Source organism: Streptomyces sp. NPDC015242, assembly GCF_043079125.1.
GTDB lineage: Bacteria > Actinomycetota > Actinomycetes > Streptomycetales > Streptomycetaceae > Streptomyces.
On the sequence record NZ_JBIBUF010000002.1, the window covers coordinates 411,645 to 427,734 of the forward strand.

Here is a 16,090-nt window from a genome sequence, read left to right on the forward strand (position 1 = left end):
TGCCTCTTCTTGGCTCTCAGAGGTGTTCGGGTGCGTCGATGCCGAGCAGGGACAGGCCACCGGCCAGCACCGTCCCGGCGGCTTCGGCGAGAGCGAGCCGGGCACGGTGGGCGGCCGAGGGTTTCTCCTCGCCCAGGGGCAGCACGGAATGCAGCAGGGGCAGCGTGGCGTCGGCGACGGCGACGAGATGCCGGGCCAGACGGTCGGGACCGCGGTGCGCCGCGGTGGCGGCGAGGACGCGGGGGTGGTCGCGGAGGAGGGTGAGGAGGGAGGTGGGGGCTGCGTCGCGGACGGCGCGGGAACCGTGGTCGGCGGCTGTGCCCAGGGGGGCGGCCGGGCCGGGCTGCGGACGGTGGTCCGGGGCGGAGGCCGTGCCCAGGAAGGCGACGGGGCCGGGCTCCGGGCGGAAGCCCAGGTCGGCGGCATTGCGCAGGAGGGCTCGCGTGCGGGCGTGGGCGTACCGGACGCGGAAGAGGGGGTTGGTCTCCCGCTGCACCAGGTGATCGCGGGTGATGCGGGGCCGGTCATGGGGGGCGGGGTGCAACAGGGCCCAGCGGGCGGCGTCGCGGCCGAGGGGGGTGGGGTCTGCTGGCGCGGGGGTGGGGCGGACGGTGACCGGACGGTCGGGGTAGGGGGTGCGGCCGGGGCCCGGGGCGGGCGCGGGGGTGGAATCGGCTTCGGAGGCGGAATCGGAACCGGAGCAGGAATCGGAACCGGAGGTGGGATCGGAACCGGAGCAGGAATCGGAACCGGAGGTGGGATCAGAACCGGGGTGCGCATCTGTGGGGGTGGCGTCCGCGCCGAGGACGGATTCCCACTCGGGGGCGAGGGGCCCATCGCACTCGACCCGGACGGCGTGCCCCTGACTGCGCAGCACCCGGGCCACGGCGTCCGCGACCACGACAGCACGCACCTCGGCCGCGCAGACGAGCCGGACACCGGCCTCGTCGGCCCGCTCACCCCCGCCGGCCTCGCCGGCCCCGGCGACCTCGGTGTGGCCGTACCGCCGCCCGCGCCGCAGGATCTCTTCCACGAGCCCGGTGGCGGCGTCGCCGCGCAGGCTCAGATTGAGGAACCCCGGCCCGGTGACGACGACGTCGGCGAAACGCTGCTCGTCGTCCAGGAGCCGCGCCTTCAGGATCTCGGCGACGTCCCGGGGCGGCCGCCCGGCCGCGCGGGCCAGCTGGAGGGCGATGTTCGTGGCGTAGTCGCCGCACCCCCCGGGCCCCGGCGGAGCCACCACGGCCCGCTCCGGCACGGTCACGCTGAGCTCCCCCTCGTCGACAGCACGGCGCACGGCGTGCAGCACGGTGCGGGAGAGCTCGACGGGGGTCACGGGACAAGCCTAGGGGAGGAGGGGGGTGGGTGGGCGAGCTGGTTTCCGGGCGGTCCCGGGATATGGACGCGGAGCCCGCCGCTCCGGCCGGCCGTGCGTCACACCTGTGCTCGTGGCCGTCCCTGGAGTCCCTGCCGTACGCCTGTCCCTACGGCACAGCCGGCTGATCCTGATGATCGAGGGCGTCACGGGAGCGGGCCTTGTCGGAGAGCACCTCGTGGGAGAGCGCCTCGTGAGAGAGCGCCTCACGGGACACGGCCTCACGGGAGAGGCCGCCCGGGTCGACGCCGTCACCACCGCCGGTGGTGGGACCGGTGGCAGGACCGCCACCCTGCCGCCCCCGGCTCCGCGCCCGCTCGACCAACTGCCGCACCATGGCGACCAGCTCGGCCGGCTCGAAGGGCTTGGCGAGGAAGGCGTCGACACCGACGTCCAGTCCGGCCTCGACCTCGTACTGGGTGCAGGCACTGACGATGGCGAGGGGCACGTCCCGGGTCCGCGGATCGGCCCGCAGCCGGGAGGCGGTCCGCAGCCCGTCCAGCCGCGGCATGGCAACGTCGAGGGTCACTGCATCGGGCCGCACCTGATGGACGACATCAAGACACTCGGCACCATCGGCCGCGGTCACGACCTCAAGCCCCTCCAGCTCGAGGTTGACCCTGATCAGCTGCCGGATGACCTTGTTGTCGTCCACAACAAGCACCCGGCCCCACGCGCCTGGCACAACTCGAGAGTAGGTCTCCCCCGGCCATCGCGTCCGGGTTTTCCCCACTTCCACCCGGCACGAGCGACCCGTATCCCCGCCCCCGCCCCCGCCCCCGGCAGCGGAAACCCGTTCATGACCACCCCGAGGGAGCTGGTAGTGTTCTACCCGTCGCCGCGAGCGAGCAGCTCCCGCCCGACACGCCCCCGTAGCTCAGGGGATAGAGCAACGGCCTCCGGAGCCGTGTGCGCAGGTTCGAATCCTGCCGGGGGCACCTTGCATGAGGTGCCCAAAGACCCCGCCATCAGCGCTTTAGCTGGGACGGGGTCTTCGCGTATGTGCAAGCGTGTGCCGCTTGGAGCGGCTGTATGTCGGGGGCTGTGGACTATCCGTGGACTGGCTACAGGGTAGGAATCCGCAGGTCAGGCCCGAAAACGCCGAGGCCCCCGGACCGTAGTCCAGGGGCCATCATGCCGCAGGTGCGCGTGTCGGGGTTAGGCCGTTTCCTTCGGATCATCTCGCCCACTATCACCATCACCGCCGTCTGATCCAACTCCCGGACGGCGCGCCCTCCCCGGTCGTACCGTCACCACACAGCCAGCGCCATCCGAACGGGAGGAAAAAGAATCCGTGACCAAGCCACGCCTGTCCCTCGAAGAACACGAGGACCTCGGCCGCACTCTCGCGGCCATCCATACCGAACTCGTCCACCGTGTCACTCAGGTCGCCAACGCCTACCCGAGGAGCGGAGTCGAGGGCGAGCCCTATCGCAGGCTCAGGGCGGCCGAGCAAGCACTCAACCAGGCTCGAGCGAGCCTCGATCACGCTCTCTTCCGGGATCATCCGCGCACCGGGGAAACGACCATCTACTACCCGCATCCCGAAGACCGGGGCGTGACGCTGCCGACCGGTGAGCGACACCTGTAGGACGTCGAAGGTCGCGACCAGCCGGGGTCCGTCCGAAGCAGGCCCCGGCCGTAACAGCCAGCCTTCCCCGGCTCAACTAGGAAGCGTGGAGTGCAGCGCCACCCCGTGGCTGGGCTCGTCCTCCTGGCCGTCGTCCTCACCGAGGAGTTCGGCGATCCGACGGTTGGCGATGTCCTGGCGACCGTCGAGGCACTTCGCGTACCGGCTCAACAGCACTTCGACGCTGTTGCCCGCCCGCTCTGCAACCTCGGTGGGGTCGACGCCGGCATTGAGCCAAGAGGAGAGCGCGGCGTGCCTCAAGTCGTACGGCCGAGCGGCCAGCGGCGAGGCCACCTGCTCGGGCGTGAGCGCCAGGTGCCGAGCCTCGTCCCAGACGCGCCAGTACGTGGTGGAGGCGACCACTCCCCCGCGTTCGTTGGCGAACAGCCGCCCGTCCTTGGCGGTGCCGAACTCCTCGATGTGGGCGAGGAGCATGCGGACGAGGCGAGGCGGGATCGGGACGATGCGGGTTTCGTTCGCGGGGCGATTCTTGAGGCCGCGATTGTCGTGAACCTCCCCGGTCCCGGTCCAGCGCTTCCCCACGGTCGGGCGGGTCTTCTCCAGGATCAGCGAACCCCATCCGGTCTCCGGCAGCGTGCAGTCCGGACGACGCAGCGCCACAGCTTCCGCCGGCCGAAGCCCACCGAAGTACATGCAGGCGAAGAGCGCGACCAGGCGCCGCCCACGGGCTCTGCGGTAGCCGCCGACGTAAGAGACTGCGGCCAGGAGTTCGCGTGCCTGCCGAGGGTTCACCACGACCCGGCGGTCGACTTCCTTGGCCACCTTCGGCGGCTTCCACTTCACGAGCGTGACCGGGTTCTCCGGAAGCTCCCCCAGTTCGACCGCGTAGGCGAGGGCGTTGAAGAGGACCGCGCGCTTGCGCCGTACAGTCTCGGCGGCTGCTGGAGCGCCGGACAGCTTGAGCTTGAGCGAGTCGAGGACGCGGCGGATGTCTGCCGGATTCTTGAGTGTCGCCAACGGCAGCGAGGCCTTGGCCACCCAGCGAAGAGCGTTCGCGATATCGACCGGCGGATCTTCCTCGCCCGAGGCTTGGACTACGAAAGCGTAGCCACGCAGCGCACGGCGCAATACGTCGTCAGCTGGACGCCCAGGCCGATCACCCAGCAGCTGAGTCGTGACGAGCGTCATCGTCTCGTTCAAGCTGTCGCGGGAGTTTGGAGCCGCGTGCGGCCACTTCATGGCGACGTACGCCCGTGCGAAGTCGTACCAGGTGCAAGACGCTTTGGCGGGTGCCATGGAGTCCGGTAGACCGGTTTCCGTGTCGAATGCCTCGCCCTTCTGCGCTGCTCGAAGAAGCTTGGCCCGGAAGTTGTCGGCGAGTGCCTTCGTCCGGAAGGTCTCGGAGAACGGCTGGGCATCGCCGACCTTCCATCGCACGTCGTACGACGGCGTCTTGTACGGCCGCTTGCGGATGCCCCACACCCTCACGTCGTGCGACTTCACGCCGCCTCCGCGAGCCCGTGGAGCCACGCGTCGAAGTCGCTGCGCCAGACGCGGAGCTCACCATTCGGCAGCTTGATCGCTTCCGGAGCCTGCCCCAGCTCGCGCCAACGGTAGAAGGTTCGGCGGGACACTCCGCCGAACTCGGCCAGGATCTGCGGGACAGTCATCAGTTCGTCCTGTCGGCGGTCCATGTCGGTTCTCCTTCCGTTCCGGGGGCGGGTTCGAGGGATGCGGCCAGCCAGGATTCGGCGTCGGACAGACCGGTTCCGGCGAAGACCCAGTGGGCGAGGACGTACGTCGTCTCGGGCTCGGGGCCGGTGGATGCTGCGGCCTGGGCGCGGCGCCATTCGGCGCGGGCGTCGCGGAGGGCGCCGAGGGTGGTGGAGTAGCGGCGGGACTTGGTGGAGAAGTGGCCGCGGAAGCCGAGCATGTGGGCCCACGCGCGGAGCCGCAGGTGTTCGAGGTCCTTGCGTGCGCCGAGGAACCATGCGGTGCGGATCATGCGGCGTGCGTGGTCGCTGATGTCGAGCTGGGCGAGTTCGGCGGCGAACTTGAGCGGCCGGTCGAGAGCTCCCGTCGCGGTCTCCGCACCCTTGGTGGCGTACTTGGCGATGTAGGCGGCGACGGCCCGTTCAGTCAGCTCCTGGCCGTCGTTGAAGTCAGCCGAGCGGATGGTGCGTACGTCGAGTTGGCGGCCGAAGGTGAAGGTGTGGGTGCGGCCGTCGATCGTCGGTCCGTCCACGCGGACCTTGGCGGTGGCAGCGCGGATGGCGTCCGTGAGCAGTTCGGCGGTTGCCCATGCCGGGGGCGGGGTGTCGCCGCCGCTGGGGCCGTCGATGCGGATGACGGCGTGGAAGTGGACCGCGCCGCGCTTCTGGTACTCGGCGACCTTGGCGAAGCTCACCCGGGCGTGCTCGCGAAAGCGCCGCTGGGAGAGGCCGGCGCGCTTGGCGACCTCTCGGCGCAGGTAGGTGGAGAAGCGCCGCCAGAGCGGACCGGCGTGGGCGTTCCAGAGCACGGCGGCTTCGTAGTCGCAGGTGTCCGGGTCGAGTGCGGAGCCGAGTTCGTCGTCGTCCTGGTCGTGGTGGGTGCCGCAGCGGCAGGGGCGACCGCTGGAGGGGCGGTTGTGAACCGGGCCGAAGCTCGGCGCGGTGAAGGTGGCGAACACGCGAGGGTGCGTGGCGACGTGTTCGGGGGTGCCCTTGCCGCCGCGCAGGCCGGAGGTGATCAGGTGGAAGGTGTCGCGGCGGTAGACCTCGGCGCAGGCCTGGCAGCGGGTCGTGCGGCGGTTGTTGCACCGGACGAGGACCTGTCCGGCCGGGAGGCTGGTCGAGTCGAGGCGGTGGAGGACGGTGCCGATCTCGCCAGTGCGGGTGTCGACGTCGTACTCGGTGCGGTGGCCGTCGAGGCGGATCGGGTGAGTGCAGCCGCCAAGTCCGGAGAGCTGGCGGAGGATACCCGGCAGCGTGCCCTGAGCGGCCAGGTTCGCGAGTTCGGGAAGTGGTGCCGGAGTGGTGCGGGTGAAGATGGCGATTCCCCTTCTGACTGGCTCGGTCGGGAGGAGGGGGCCCCGGGGCGGCGAGATGCTTGGTCGTGTGCCGTCGCCCCGGAGGCCAGTGCGGTTCAGCGGCGGTGGTGGTCGCGGAGCATGGAGCGCAGGACGACGGCGGCGACGGCTACGGAGATGGCCGTGACGGCGACGGCCGCCAGGAGCGTGGTGAGGACGACCCCGCCGACGACCAGGGCCACGACAGTCTTCTGATCAATGGAGACCGACGGGAGCGAGCGCCGTATGGGTGTCGGCTCGGTCGGGGTGTGGGTGTGCGCGGGCGGCGGGGTCGGGCTGTCGGGGTACTTCGGCAGGAACATGGTTGCCTCTTCTTATCTACTCGTCTAGGCGTGTGAGCCGTTTATGACGGTCACGCCGGAGCGCGTGCCGGACTCGATGGCGGAGGCGAGGAAGGTGCGGGAGAGCCAGAAGCCGAAGAGGGCGATCAGGACGACGATCCAGACGCGGACGCCGAGGAACCTGACTGCTCCCCAGGCGAAGAAACCGAGGACGACGACGAGCGGCAAGCTGACGGTCACGGGCGAGGATCCTTTCAGCGCACGGGGCAGCGGTGAGTGCGGGCGGCCAGCTCGGCGGCGGCGCGGCCGTCGTAGTCGGTGGAGAAGCCGCAGCGCGGGGCGGTGCAGGCGGCGGTGTGCTTCTCCTGGCCCCGGCCGTCGTAGTACGTGCCGACCCGGACGGGGCCGATGCGGACGACGTTGCGGAAGCGGCGATTGGCGGTCACGCAGGTCTCCTTCAGAGGTGGGTGGCGATGGCTTCGGCCATGGGCGCGGGGACGCCAAGGCGGGCGCGGAGGGTCGGAGTGTCGATGGGTGTTCCGGTACGGGCTTGGTGGTCGGCAGCGACCTTGCGGGCGTGTGTGACGAGGGCGGCCGGAACGGGCACTGCACGATGCTCGGGTGGCTCCTGCTCGTCGGCCGGTTGCTGAGGCGGGGCTTGTTCGGCGGCCGGGTGTGCAGGCAGCTCGGGACGGGGTTCTGGCGTCACCGCGCGGTCATGGACCTCGCTGTCCCTGCCGGAGCCAGCGGCCTGGTCGAGCGTTGTCGGTGAGGAGTGCGCGAGCAGCGTGCCGCCGAGGAAGGCGACCGCGGGCCAGCCCGCGACGAGGATGCGCAGCCAAGCCGGTACGTGATTCATGTCGAGGAGGCCGGCGGTTGCGACATTGGCTCCGAGGGAGGCGGTGAGCGCGATGACGAACCAGCACCACCCGGCCGCTTTGGCTTCCCCGGACCGCAGTCGGCGCCAGGCGGCGACGAGCAACAGGTCGACGCTGATCGGGTAGGCCCACGCTTTCCATCCGTCCTGCCCGGCCGCCGAGGCGATGTCGTGCAGGTGGGCGAAGGACAGCGCGGCAGCAATGACGGCTTGGATGAGCACCGCGTCAACGCGGGCCAGTTGGGCGCGCATGATGCGGCTCCTTCCGGATTCAGGCATGGGAGGGGTAGGGATTTGGCGTGAGGCGGTCGCGCCGGCCGGGGTTGGTGGAGGAGGTCAGCCGGTAGCTGGGCGGGGTTCGACGACCGAGGCCGGAGATGCGACCGGCCGTACGGCCACCTCTGGCAGGAAGGGCTTGAGCGCGGGCACATCCGGCACCAGGTGTGCGGACTCTCGGCAGGCCGCCGCCGCATCGCTGAGGGACAAGTACGGCGTGCGGATGCGCGACCAGCCGCCGGAGGTGTCACCCGCGACGGCCAGGCCGGGGCGTTCAGGTGCGATGGCACAGGCAGCCGAGACTGCCTCGGGTGCGATGTCGCCGAGCGCCATCTTCGCGGAGGCTTCGTCGTTCACTCGGTGGCAGACGCGGCCGGTCAGCTGGGCTCGCAGCATGGTGGCGCCCTTGCCCAGCTCGGCGCCGAAGCGCTGCCCGCAGACCTCTAGGTAGATGCCGGCCGCGCGGCCGAGCTGGGCAAGGCGAATGAGCTGGGTGACCATCTCATCCCGGCGTTCCTCGTCCTTCCTGGTGGCGACGAGGAACAGTTCGGCCACCTCGTCCACGAACAGCACGAGGGGAACGGGGCGTTCGGACTCGGGCAGTCCCCAGATGTCGGAAGTGATCTCTTCGGCCGGAGTGTCCGGAGCGATGCCCTGCCGGGCCTTAATCAGGTCGTATCGGTCCTCCATCTCCTTCACGAGCACGGGCAGTAGCTCTGCTGCCTGTTCCGGTTCGGTCGCCAGCGCGGAGAGCCGGGCCGCGAACGGCGCCAGCTCCACACCGCGCTTGCAGTCGATCCCGACCAGGGCGACCGGCTGGGAGGCGAGCCCGGCGATCAGGTGCCGCAGGTACATGGATTTGCCCGACAGCGTGGCGCCGAGGGTGAGTTGGTGGGGTACGGCCCGGTAGTCGCGTACGAAGGGCATTGCGTCTTCCCGCAGCGCCACCGGCACCTGAAGCAACCCGGCGTCCACCTTGCGGGGCATCCGTACCCGCCGCAGCACGTCGAAGCCGACCAGCCGCAGTTCGACCACACCGGGCTTGATCGTCGAGACGTACACGGCGTGAACGCCCCAGGCGTGCCGCAGCCGTTCCGCCGAGGCGGCGACGTCGGCGGGTTCCTGCCCCGGAGCGAGCCGGAGCCGCAGCCGCAGCCCGGTCGAGGTGAGCCGGATGATGCCCCGTCGCGGCGGTACGGGCCGGACTTCACGGCGAGTGGTGGCCTTGACCGCCAGCATCCGCAGCCGGGACGGAGCCACGGTCAGGCCGCAGGCCTCCATGACCGAGCCGTAGGAGCTGAGGAGCCGGGCGGTGGATATCGGCAGGCCGACTGTGGACCAGTACACGCCGGGGTGGTTGGCCCGGGCGTAGGCGGCCCCGCCGCCGAGTGCGGCGACAGGACCACCCACCTCCAGGAGTGTCGTCAGGTCGGTCATCAGGCAGCGGCCCCGGTGGCGGCCGGGAAGGCGGCCGGTGTCACGGCGGCTGCTCGGTAGGCGATGCCGTGGCGCTGCTGCCCGTTGAAGACGCTCTCCCACGGCCGGGCGACCAGCCCCGGCAGCGAGACCGGAGCTCCGAGCGCGAGCCCCTAGTACACTCCGCTCTCGGGAACGGTGACCTTGATCAGCGACGACTCGCCGTCCTCCAGGTAGACGACGCCGATCGTCATCAGGGCCTCTCCGCTGGTGGCGTCCTTGGCGATCTCGCCGGTCTGCCGGTCGCGGACCTTGGGCTCGGGCGCCTCGGTCAGCAGGATCGTTGCGGCCGAGGTCTCTACACGGATGGTACGCAAGACTTCTTTCCATCTACTCGTCTATACAAGATGCGGCGTTCGAACCCGATCCCCGGGAACGGCAACCACCATGCCACACAACTTGCCCACTCGTCTATACGAGTAAGCCTGTTGGGGTGTACGAGTTCGGGAAAGCAGCCCCGCGCACCACCGCCGATCAGGCGCTCACGTCGCCGGGAGCTGGTACGACAGGACGTACGCATCGGCCGCCATGACCGTGTCGCAGACCTCCACGGCTCGCCCCTCCTGGTCAAAGGCGGTGCGGATCAGGTGAAGGACCGGCACACCAGAGGCCAGCCGCAGCGTGCGCACCTCGTCGGGCGAGGGCATCCGGGCACGGATCTCTTCCTCGAAGTGGTCGAGGCGGTGGCCCAGCTCCTCAAGCCGAGCGTAGATGCCGCCGGGTCCGGGGTTGGGCTCGGCGATCGGTGTGCCCCGTGCGATGTCGAGCGGCAGATACGAGGTGGCGAACTCCACCGGCCGCCCGTCCAGCAGATACCGGCGACGCCGGGCGAGCACTCGCCGCACGGATCCGAGCCGGGTGGAGACGTCCTGGCTGGCCTTCTCTTCCTTGACCTCCAGGCTGTCCACCTGCGGGTGACTGCCGGCGGCGTCGGCCTCGACGATGAAGGCGGACTTCCCCTGCTCGCGGTGGCGCCGGGCGAACCGGTCGGAGGCGAGCCGCCTGACAGGCGGTCGTGGTCGCACGAAGACGCCTTTGCCGTGCTCGGCATGCACCAGGCCCTCGCCCTGGAGGACGGAGAAGGAGTTTCGAACCGTCATGCGGGAAACCCCGTAATGCTCGACCAGTTCGGCCTCGGAGGGCAGCTTTTCGCCTTCCTTGAATCGCCCACGGTCGATGGCCTCGCGCAGCTGGTCGGCGATCTGCCGGAAGACCGCACGATCGCTCGTGGGGTCGAGATCGCCGAGGAGGCCGGAGGAAAGAGAGGGCACGTGTACTCCTTTAGGTATCTAGACGAGTGGGCGAGCTTTGTTGCTACGGTGGAGAGCCTAGCCATCCGAGAAGGCAGAGGAACGTGAGCACCGACCGTCCGCACTCCGTGAGCGTCGCCGGAGTCATCGTCGACGACCAGGACCGAGCCCTCTTGATCAAACGCCGCGACAACGGCCACTGGGAACCCCCGGGCGGAGTCCTCGAACGCGAGGAAACCATCCCCGAGGCCCTCCAGCGCGAAGTCCTCGAAGAGACCGGCATCAAGATCGCGCTTCCCGCGACCCTGACCGGGATCTACAAGAACATGAAGGGCCTGATCGTCTCCATGGTCTTCCGCTGTGAGGCCGCCGACGGCACGCCCACCACCGGGGACGAGACGCGTGCACTGCGCTGGGCCACCCGCGAAGAGGTCATCGAACTCGCCGACGAGGCATACGCGATCCGCGTCCTGGACGCACTCGACGCGGTGTCCCCGCCGGCCATCCGCGCGCACGACGGCGTGAAACTCGTCTAGCCCGAACCCGCTGCACATGGCGGCCTACCAGCACGAAGAAACTTGTATGCACGAGTATACGAGCACCGCCCGGGTCTGGGGACTCACTTGCCCAGGTTTTCCAGAAGAGGTGAGCCGGGCCCGCCGCTGGACGCGGGACATCCTGCGGGGATCGCCCCTGGCCGATGACGCCGAGCTGATCGTGAGCGAGCTGAGCGCGAACGCGATCCTCCACACCGCGAGCGGCGGACTCGGCAGCTTCCACCTGGCCCTCGCGGTCTCCCCCAAGGTGGTCGCCCTGTCAGTCACAGACGAGGGAGGGACGGGCACCGCCCCGAAGGTCGAGCAGCCGAGCGAGGACGCCGTACACGGCCGCGGCTTGGGCATGGTCAGCGTCATCGCACACCGGGTCATCGTCCACGGCAGCCACAGCGGCTACACCGTCACCGCCGAACTCTTCACGGACACCCAGCCCGGAGGACACCCGTGCTGATGGACAAGCCACAGCGGGGCTTCTGGTGCGAGTGCTGGACGCAAGACGTCAACGACGAGACGGGGTGGCCGGCACTCCCGGCATCCTTCGACGCCTACTCAGCACCACAGGCCGACAGATGGGTAGCAGTCGCTCTGCGCACGATCTCACCGGCACTCGACCCGGACGCCTCCGACGAGGCCTGGGCCTGGCTCTACGACGGCCGCATCGACACGCGACGAGCCCTCTTACGCATGGAACCCTGCACAGTCTCTCTGGCCCACGCCAGCACCCGCATCACATGGACGATCCGACCAGTGGTCTTCCTACCGCTGGCCCACCGCCAAGGGGTGGAACTCCCAGCCTGCGCATACGGCTTCACGCCCCGAGCCACCGATTGAGTTACAACTTTCTCTACTGGTTCAAGGCGGCTCGCTCCGCTCACCGCGCGCGGCCCGGCCCCCGGCCGGGCCTGCGCTCCTGCCTCCGTCCCGCTCCAGCCCGGCCGGGGGCCAGGCCGCGGGCACAACAATCAGCCGCCTGCCGCAGAAGGGGGTGGAGGGGTACGTCGTGGCTGGGGCAGCCGGCTCCACGGCTTTGCAAAGCCACTTTGGCGCGAGCCTCGATGAGCGAGAATCCGGGTGCTGTCCAACGCTTGAAGCATGCTCGGACGGTTGAAAGGGGTTGTGAACGGTTACCGGCCGAGCGCCAGGGGCTCGCTGCGCAGCTCGCGCGACTGACCCGATCGGTTTCACTCCGAACCAACCTTCCAGAGCCAGCGGTCCAGCACCAGGCATGTCAGAGTATCGCGGGCTAGTTTAGCTTTGTCCGCTCCTCCAAGAATGCGTCGAGTACCTCTTGATTGAGGGTGATTTCGAGCTTCAAGCTAATATTGATCGATGCCACTTCACTGGACGCATACCGGTCACCCAGCGCGTCAATTTCATCAAAGTACTGCTGGATAAAATCCTTCACTTCGCGGACCGGAGTGTCTGCAATGAGAGCAGTCATTTCGATCAGGCGGGCAGCCTTGTGAGGCGCAACAATTCCCCTGATTGCCATAGCCCAGTCCATGTAGTCTTCATAAACGCCTACCAGATCGCTCGCCATGCGCATGATGAGGCCAGGATCAGCCTGATCTGCCGACTGCTCGAAGGCTCTATCTTGCAGCTCTTGACTCAGACATCCCTCGATTCGGTGGGTAATTTTCTGTAGCGTTTCTAGTGAATTATCGACGCAGTGGCAAAGTTGCGCAACACTCATATGGCGAGACCGAGATGAGCGACCAGCTTCGTATTGCGCCCACTTTTCATTCAAGGACTCCACTCCGAGCCGCAAGGAAGACGCATAAAGGAGATAATCCCATTTCGGCGGCTTGGCGCGAACCAGTTCTTCCCGTCCCGCAAGGGTTCGCGGAACGCGCGGCACTTCCACCACAGCATCATCGATAAATGTGCCTGAACTTAGAGGATGCACACCGGACGCAATGCTGACAGGAGATACGATCACGGATTTCTCGTAATCTCGAACGCTATGATCGAATGCTGCGTTTCTAGCTAAAGCCATAACGTCTGCATTTTCGGTGATCTGCTGTTGAGGAATAGGATTTCCGCTAGCCCGGAGCGAAGATTGCAGATGCTTATAGATGGAATTCAGCGTCAACAGGCTCTCGGCTCCTGAGATCCCCTGCCGCAGAATACGCAGAAATTCACCAGTAAATGCTGTGAACCGCTGCCCAGGGTGGACCTTTGCTACCCCATGACCTGGCGAGGCGGCAAGCACATAGGTGCCAGCCACTTGAATCTGATTAAAGAAGAAGGCATCTGATTCGGAGGCTGATAGAGCTCCCGAGATTGCTCGACCCGAATAACAGCAATCTAGAATTACTACGCGAGTCCTGGCGCGGCTTTCCACGCACGCGTCGCGAATATGCGAATAGTCCACTCCAGTGAACGGAAGCCGCAAACCCGGTGACGTGTTAGTGGTGGACAAGAATAGTTCATGACGAGCCGCACTAAGAAGTCCATGCCCCGCATAATAGATCAGAAGGAGATCTTCCGCTTCCTCTGATGCGGAGGTTACTAATTCGCCGACACTGGACTGATCTCCGGGATTCAGCAGGGTGGTGCAATTTTGTGGAGCAATAATGCCTGTGGTTTTTGCTGTAAAAGTGTCGAACAGCGTCGATACATTATTCTCAATGGCTGGAACGTTGGGAAGTTCTGTCGATTCGTAGCGAGAGGAGCCGATTAAAACGATGCGGGATTTTTCACTATCCGGAAGTCTCATTCGGTCGCCCCCTCTTCAGTTCCGAGTGTTTTATTAAGTAGCTCAGTTACTTCTTGTGGAGTAGCACGCTTGGCGTCAATCTCCACGGTGGTTCCGTTCGGCCCTGTGACCTTCAATATGATGTCAGCTTTTTTCGGTTGCTGAAGCCATGTGCTCAGCGAGGTTGCGAGAACCGAGATTACGCCGCCGCTACCGATGGCGACAGCGAGTAGCTCAACCGCCGTACCTAGATCACCTTCTGAAGGCGTACCGGAAAGCCTTGTTCGCCCCCTGAAAGCTGAATCCAGCCGCAGCCAAGAATCCAGAGATTCAAGCTGCTTCCGTTCGTCAAGTTCGGTGACACTAATCTGAGCCTCGACAGGCCATTTGGGAGTCAACGGTTTGTTTACCCTCCAGGTAGACGATTGGGGCTTTTCGTGATTCTACTGTCAACGTGGGGTCTCGTGGCTGCTTTGGGCAATTTGGTCAACACGGAGCAGTCCTAGCCACAGTCAAGGAGAGCGTCTCGCAGTTACCCAAGCTAGGGGCTCAGGCATCGTCGATACGGGACGGCCGTCGCGGCTTGCTCTGGTCGACGGCAGCGGCAGCGTGGCTGAGGCCGGTGGGGGTGCAGCGAGGCACACGCGTGCGTAGTCGGCCGGCGTACCCGCCGTCGTGGCCGGCTGTCGTCGGCTGAGGTTCGTGCCACTGCCGTGCCAGATCCAGGGGTCAGCCACGGTCAACGAGAGTGTCTAGCGGTTGAGTTGCTGGGTGTCGCACCAGGCCTTGAAACTCCAGGTCGCCAGCCATACGCCCCAGCCTCTCTCCTAAAGCGGTGTTGGACCATGCCAGTCAGAGAGCCCCTCTGACCAAGGACGCCGCAACTCCAGCCCTTCACTGGGATAGTACGTAGTTGTCCCAGCCAGCCCGGTGGACGCGAACGATGACGCAGGGAGAGTTAGCGGTGCGCGGAGACGGTGTAGGCAGCTACTTGTACTGGTCAGATCGCCGTGTGGCTGCGATTGCATCCGACAACGGCATCAACTTCAAAGGTCGATTCAACTGGGCGGTCAAGGCCGCTCCCCAGGGCGTTGGAGCAGAGGTCAGCAACAAGGAACGTGGAGACCTATCCCGCTTCGAAACTGCACGCAAGATCGAGAAAGCCCTCGGTGCTCATGCCGTCGTTGGCTTCGACACGCCGCCACGTGCCCGCTTCGCAAAGGGAGTCGGACAGGTCCACATGGCCAGGTTCACGGCGGGACCCGAGCGCGACAAGGGAGCACTGTTTCACATCAGGACGGCCAGTGTCAGAGGCCAGCAGGTCGATCTCGTGCTGTTCGGGAGCATGGACAACTTCCTTGGCCGAGTACTTCGTCCAGAAGATGCGCCCGAGACAGGTTGGTTCTCGTCCGCCTGGTACGCCATCGCTGAGTTGCTGGAGAGTCGAGGTAGAGAGAACACCTCGCAGTGGGACGATCCAGAGTCGCTGTCCGTCGAGGCCCTGAAGGTAGCGCTGTACCAGGGGAGCTCCGATGATCAAGGAGAGCAGGACGGCCAACCCTGGACGCGTGGGTACACGCTCGGGCATGCCGATGACAGCGAGTGGTTCGCCCAGATCTACACCGACGTTGTGCTGACCGAGGGTCGCTGGCGCCTCAGAGGCAGCATGAGCGGGGCACAGCGAATTCTGGTTGGGGCTCCTGTCTGGGTCCGAACCGCGAGCCAGGCATCAGTCACCCGCTACGCGGACCTGCGTAGCCGGGCTACTGGTGCCGATCGTCGCCGTCTGCCGTTCCTTCGGTGAATTCAGAGCAGGTCGGGCAGACCCGTGACGATGAGCTGTCGTTCGCCCTGCACCACAAGCGCACCAGATCAGGAGGGAAACAGCGGGGAACCACGGGTAAAGCGACGCAGCCGAGGGAGGCCACATCCCCACCGTTCGCCCAGGTCAATGCCTCAATGAGCCGCAAACGCTCGCAGCTTCCCAAGCTGATGGCTCCATATGCGGAACTCAGCAGCCTTCGCCAGCAGTTGCCCCACAGCCGCCCCTGCCCGCGCACGCTCTGCCAGAGTCGCTGCATGGGGCATTGCGCTGGGGTGACACGGCAGGGACGAGCGTGCGGAAACCACGCCGGACGGAACGGCTACTGCCATCTGCACGGTGGTGGAGGCCGACGAAGCCAAAGCCCAGGTGTCTCTACTCCTCCCCGGCTTCCTCGCATGCCGGCGCGTCTGGAGCCGCAGCCACAAGGTAGGCGGAGAGGCTGGTTCTGGTGGCTGCGGTGGCTCCTCCTGGGTTGGTTCGAGGCACTGCGCAACGCGGTATGTCGGCGCTCATGACGGTGCTGGCTGGGCCGTCCGCGGCGGCTCAACGGTGGCCAATGACGACCGCTCGGCCGCTCACGAACACCACCCTGACCTGCGAAAGCCCAGCTCCCCAAGATCCCCGACAACACCCAGGGCAAGTGGACATCGCTTGCCTTGTCCATTGGACTCCGTCGGCCTCGGGGCCCAGCGCGGGATGCATGAGAACGGGACCTTGCGCTCCACCGAGATCACATACTCGTGTCCCGCACGGCTGCCAGTCTGCGTTGCGCATGACGGTGACGGGCCGTCCATCACTGACCGGCCAATGACGG

General features: G+C 66.9%; 17 protein-coding genes, 1 tRNA gene and 2 pseudogenes. 6 read left to right on the forward strand and 14 right to left on the reverse strand.

From position 1 onward, the window contains the following. Nucleotides 1-16 precede the first annotated feature (16 nt). Nucleotides 17-1,336, reverse strand: coding sequence for an ArgS-related anticodon-binding protein NrtL (gene nrtL / locus ACF07N_RS07275; protein WP_392109457.1), 1,320 nt, complete (start codon nt 1,334-1,336; stop codon nt 17-19). A 310-nt stretch (nt 1,337-1,646) separates the two neighbouring features. Further along, nucleotides 1,647-2,108 (reverse strand): annotated as a pseudogene (locus tag ACF07N_RS07280) (response regulator); the annotation flags it as partial. A 133-nt stretch (nt 2,109-2,241) separates the two neighbouring features. Between ACF07N_RS07280 and ACF07N_RS07285 the strand changes: the two are divergent. Both ACF07N_RS07285 and ACF07N_RS07290 read left to right on the forward strand, forming a co-directional pair. Then, nucleotides 2,242-2,313 (forward strand) — tRNA-Arg (locus ACF07N_RS07285). A gap of 356 nt (nt 2,314-2,669) precedes the next feature. Further along, nucleotides 2,670-2,966, forward strand: coding sequence for a hypothetical protein (locus ACF07N_RS07290; RefSeq protein ID WP_362505330.1), 297 nt, complete (start codon nt 2,670-2,672; stop codon nt 2,964-2,966). A gap of 72 nt (nt 2,967-3,038) precedes the next feature. Here the strand turns inward: ACF07N_RS07290 and ACF07N_RS07295 are convergent, their stop codons facing one another. From ACF07N_RS07295 to ACF07N_RS07340, 10 genes and pseudogenes are all read right to left on the reverse strand, one after another. After that, a complete protein-coding gene (locus ACF07N_RS07295; protein ID WP_392109460.1) occupies nt 3,039-4,469 on the reverse strand; it encodes a tyrosine-type recombinase/integrase in 1,431 nt (476 codons plus the stop codon). Then, complete coding sequence (locus ACF07N_RS07300) at nt 4,466-4,660, reverse strand: helix-turn-helix transcriptional regulator (RefSeq protein ID WP_392109463.1); 195 nt, start codon at nt 4,658-4,660, stop codon at nt 4,466-4,468. Before ACF07N_RS07300 ends, ACF07N_RS07295 begins: the two co-directional genes overlap by 4 nt. Next, nucleotides 4,636-5,934, reverse strand: coding sequence for a replication initiator (locus tag ACF07N_RS07305; protein ID WP_392111059.1), 1,299 nt, complete (start codon nt 5,932-5,934; stop codon nt 4,636-4,638). Before ACF07N_RS07305 ends, ACF07N_RS07300 begins: the two co-directional genes overlap by 25 nt. Before the next feature lie 158 nt (nt 5,935-6,092). Beyond that, nucleotides 6,093-6,338 carry a SpdD protein gene (locus tag ACF07N_RS07310; RefSeq protein WP_392109466.1) on the reverse strand — a complete coding sequence of 82 codons (246 nt, stop codon included), beginning with the start codon at nt 6,336-6,338 and terminating at the stop codon, nt 6,093-6,095. Nucleotides 6,339-6,362: 24 nt separating this feature from the next. Then, the gene (locus ACF07N_RS07315) at nt 6,363-6,557 is read right to left on the reverse strand and encodes a hypothetical protein (RefSeq protein WP_392109469.1); all 195 of its coding nucleotides are present in this window, start codon (nt 6,555-6,557) and stop codon (nt 6,363-6,365) included. A gap of 14 nt (nt 6,558-6,571) precedes the next feature. Beyond that, nucleotides 6,572-6,763, reverse strand: a complete 192-nt coding sequence (locus ACF07N_RS07320) for a mobile element transfer protein (protein ID WP_020274974.1) — start codon at nt 6,761-6,763, stop codon at nt 6,572-6,574. Between the two features lie 11 nt (nt 6,764-6,774). Then, nucleotides 6,775-7,446 (reverse strand): DUF2637 domain-containing protein, encoded by a 672-nt coding sequence (locus tag ACF07N_RS07325; protein WP_392109472.1) that lies wholly within the window; start codon nt 7,444-7,446, stop codon nt 6,775-6,777. Nucleotides 7,447-7,530: 84 nt separating this feature from the next. Continuing rightward, complete coding sequence (locus ACF07N_RS07330) at nt 7,531-8,907, reverse strand: FtsK/SpoIIIE domain-containing protein (RefSeq protein WP_392109475.1); 1,377 nt, start codon at nt 8,905-8,907, stop codon at nt 7,531-7,533. Then, nucleotides 8,907-9,263 (reverse strand): annotated as a pseudogene (locus ACF07N_RS07335) (hypothetical protein). The gene ACF07N_RS07330 and the pseudogene ACF07N_RS07335 overlap by 1 nt, the downstream one beginning before the upstream one ends. Nucleotides 9,264-9,428: 165 nt before the next feature. Continuing rightward, entirely contained in the window at nt 9,429-10,217 is a 789-nt protein-coding gene (locus tag ACF07N_RS07340; protein ID WP_392109478.1) for a GntR family transcriptional regulator, read from the reverse strand. A 107-nt stretch (nt 10,218-10,324) separates the two neighbouring features. Between ACF07N_RS07340 and ACF07N_RS07345 the strand changes: the two genes are divergently transcribed. From ACF07N_RS07345 to ACF07N_RS07355, 3 genes are read left to right on the forward strand one after another with little or no spacing between them, the layout of a single operon-like run. Beyond that, nucleotides 10,325-10,732 carry an NUDIX hydrolase gene (locus ACF07N_RS07345; protein ID WP_030851880.1) on the forward strand — a complete coding sequence of 136 codons (408 nt, stop codon included), beginning with the start codon at nt 10,325-10,327 and terminating at the stop codon, nt 10,730-10,732. Between the two features lie 46 nt (nt 10,733-10,778). Beyond that, nucleotides 10,779-11,204, forward strand: a complete 426-nt coding sequence (locus ACF07N_RS07350) for an ATP-binding protein (protein WP_392109481.1) — start codon at nt 10,779-10,781, stop codon at nt 11,202-11,204. Beyond that, the gene (locus ACF07N_RS07355) at nt 11,204-11,584 is read left to right on the forward strand and encodes a hypothetical protein (protein ID WP_392109484.1); all 381 of its coding nucleotides are present in this window, start codon (nt 11,204-11,206) and stop codon (nt 11,582-11,584) included. Before ACF07N_RS07350 ends, ACF07N_RS07355 begins: the two co-directional genes overlap by 1 nt. A 412-nt stretch (nt 11,585-11,996) precedes the next feature. Here ACF07N_RS07355 and ACF07N_RS07360 read toward each other — a convergent pair whose 3' ends face one another. Beyond that, complete coding sequence (locus ACF07N_RS07360) at nt 11,997-13,472, reverse strand: caspase domain-containing protein (protein WP_392109487.1); 1,476 nt, start codon at nt 13,470-13,472, stop codon at nt 11,997-11,999. Continuing rightward, nucleotides 13,469-13,849 carry a hypothetical protein gene (locus ACF07N_RS07365; protein WP_392109490.1) on the reverse strand — a complete coding sequence of 127 codons (381 nt, stop codon included), beginning with the start codon at nt 13,847-13,849 and terminating at the stop codon, nt 13,469-13,471. Before ACF07N_RS07365 ends, ACF07N_RS07360 begins: the two co-directional genes overlap by 4 nt. Nucleotides 13,850-14,394: 545 nt before the next feature. On the opposite strand from ACF07N_RS07365, the gene ACF07N_RS07370 reads away from it, so the two are divergent. After that, nucleotides 14,395-15,255: a DUF7019 family protein gene (locus ACF07N_RS07370; RefSeq protein ID WP_392109493.1), complete on the forward strand. Its 861-nt coding sequence runs from the start codon at nt 14,395-14,397 to the stop codon at nt 15,253-15,255. Nucleotides 15,256-16,090: the final 835 nt, after the last annotated feature.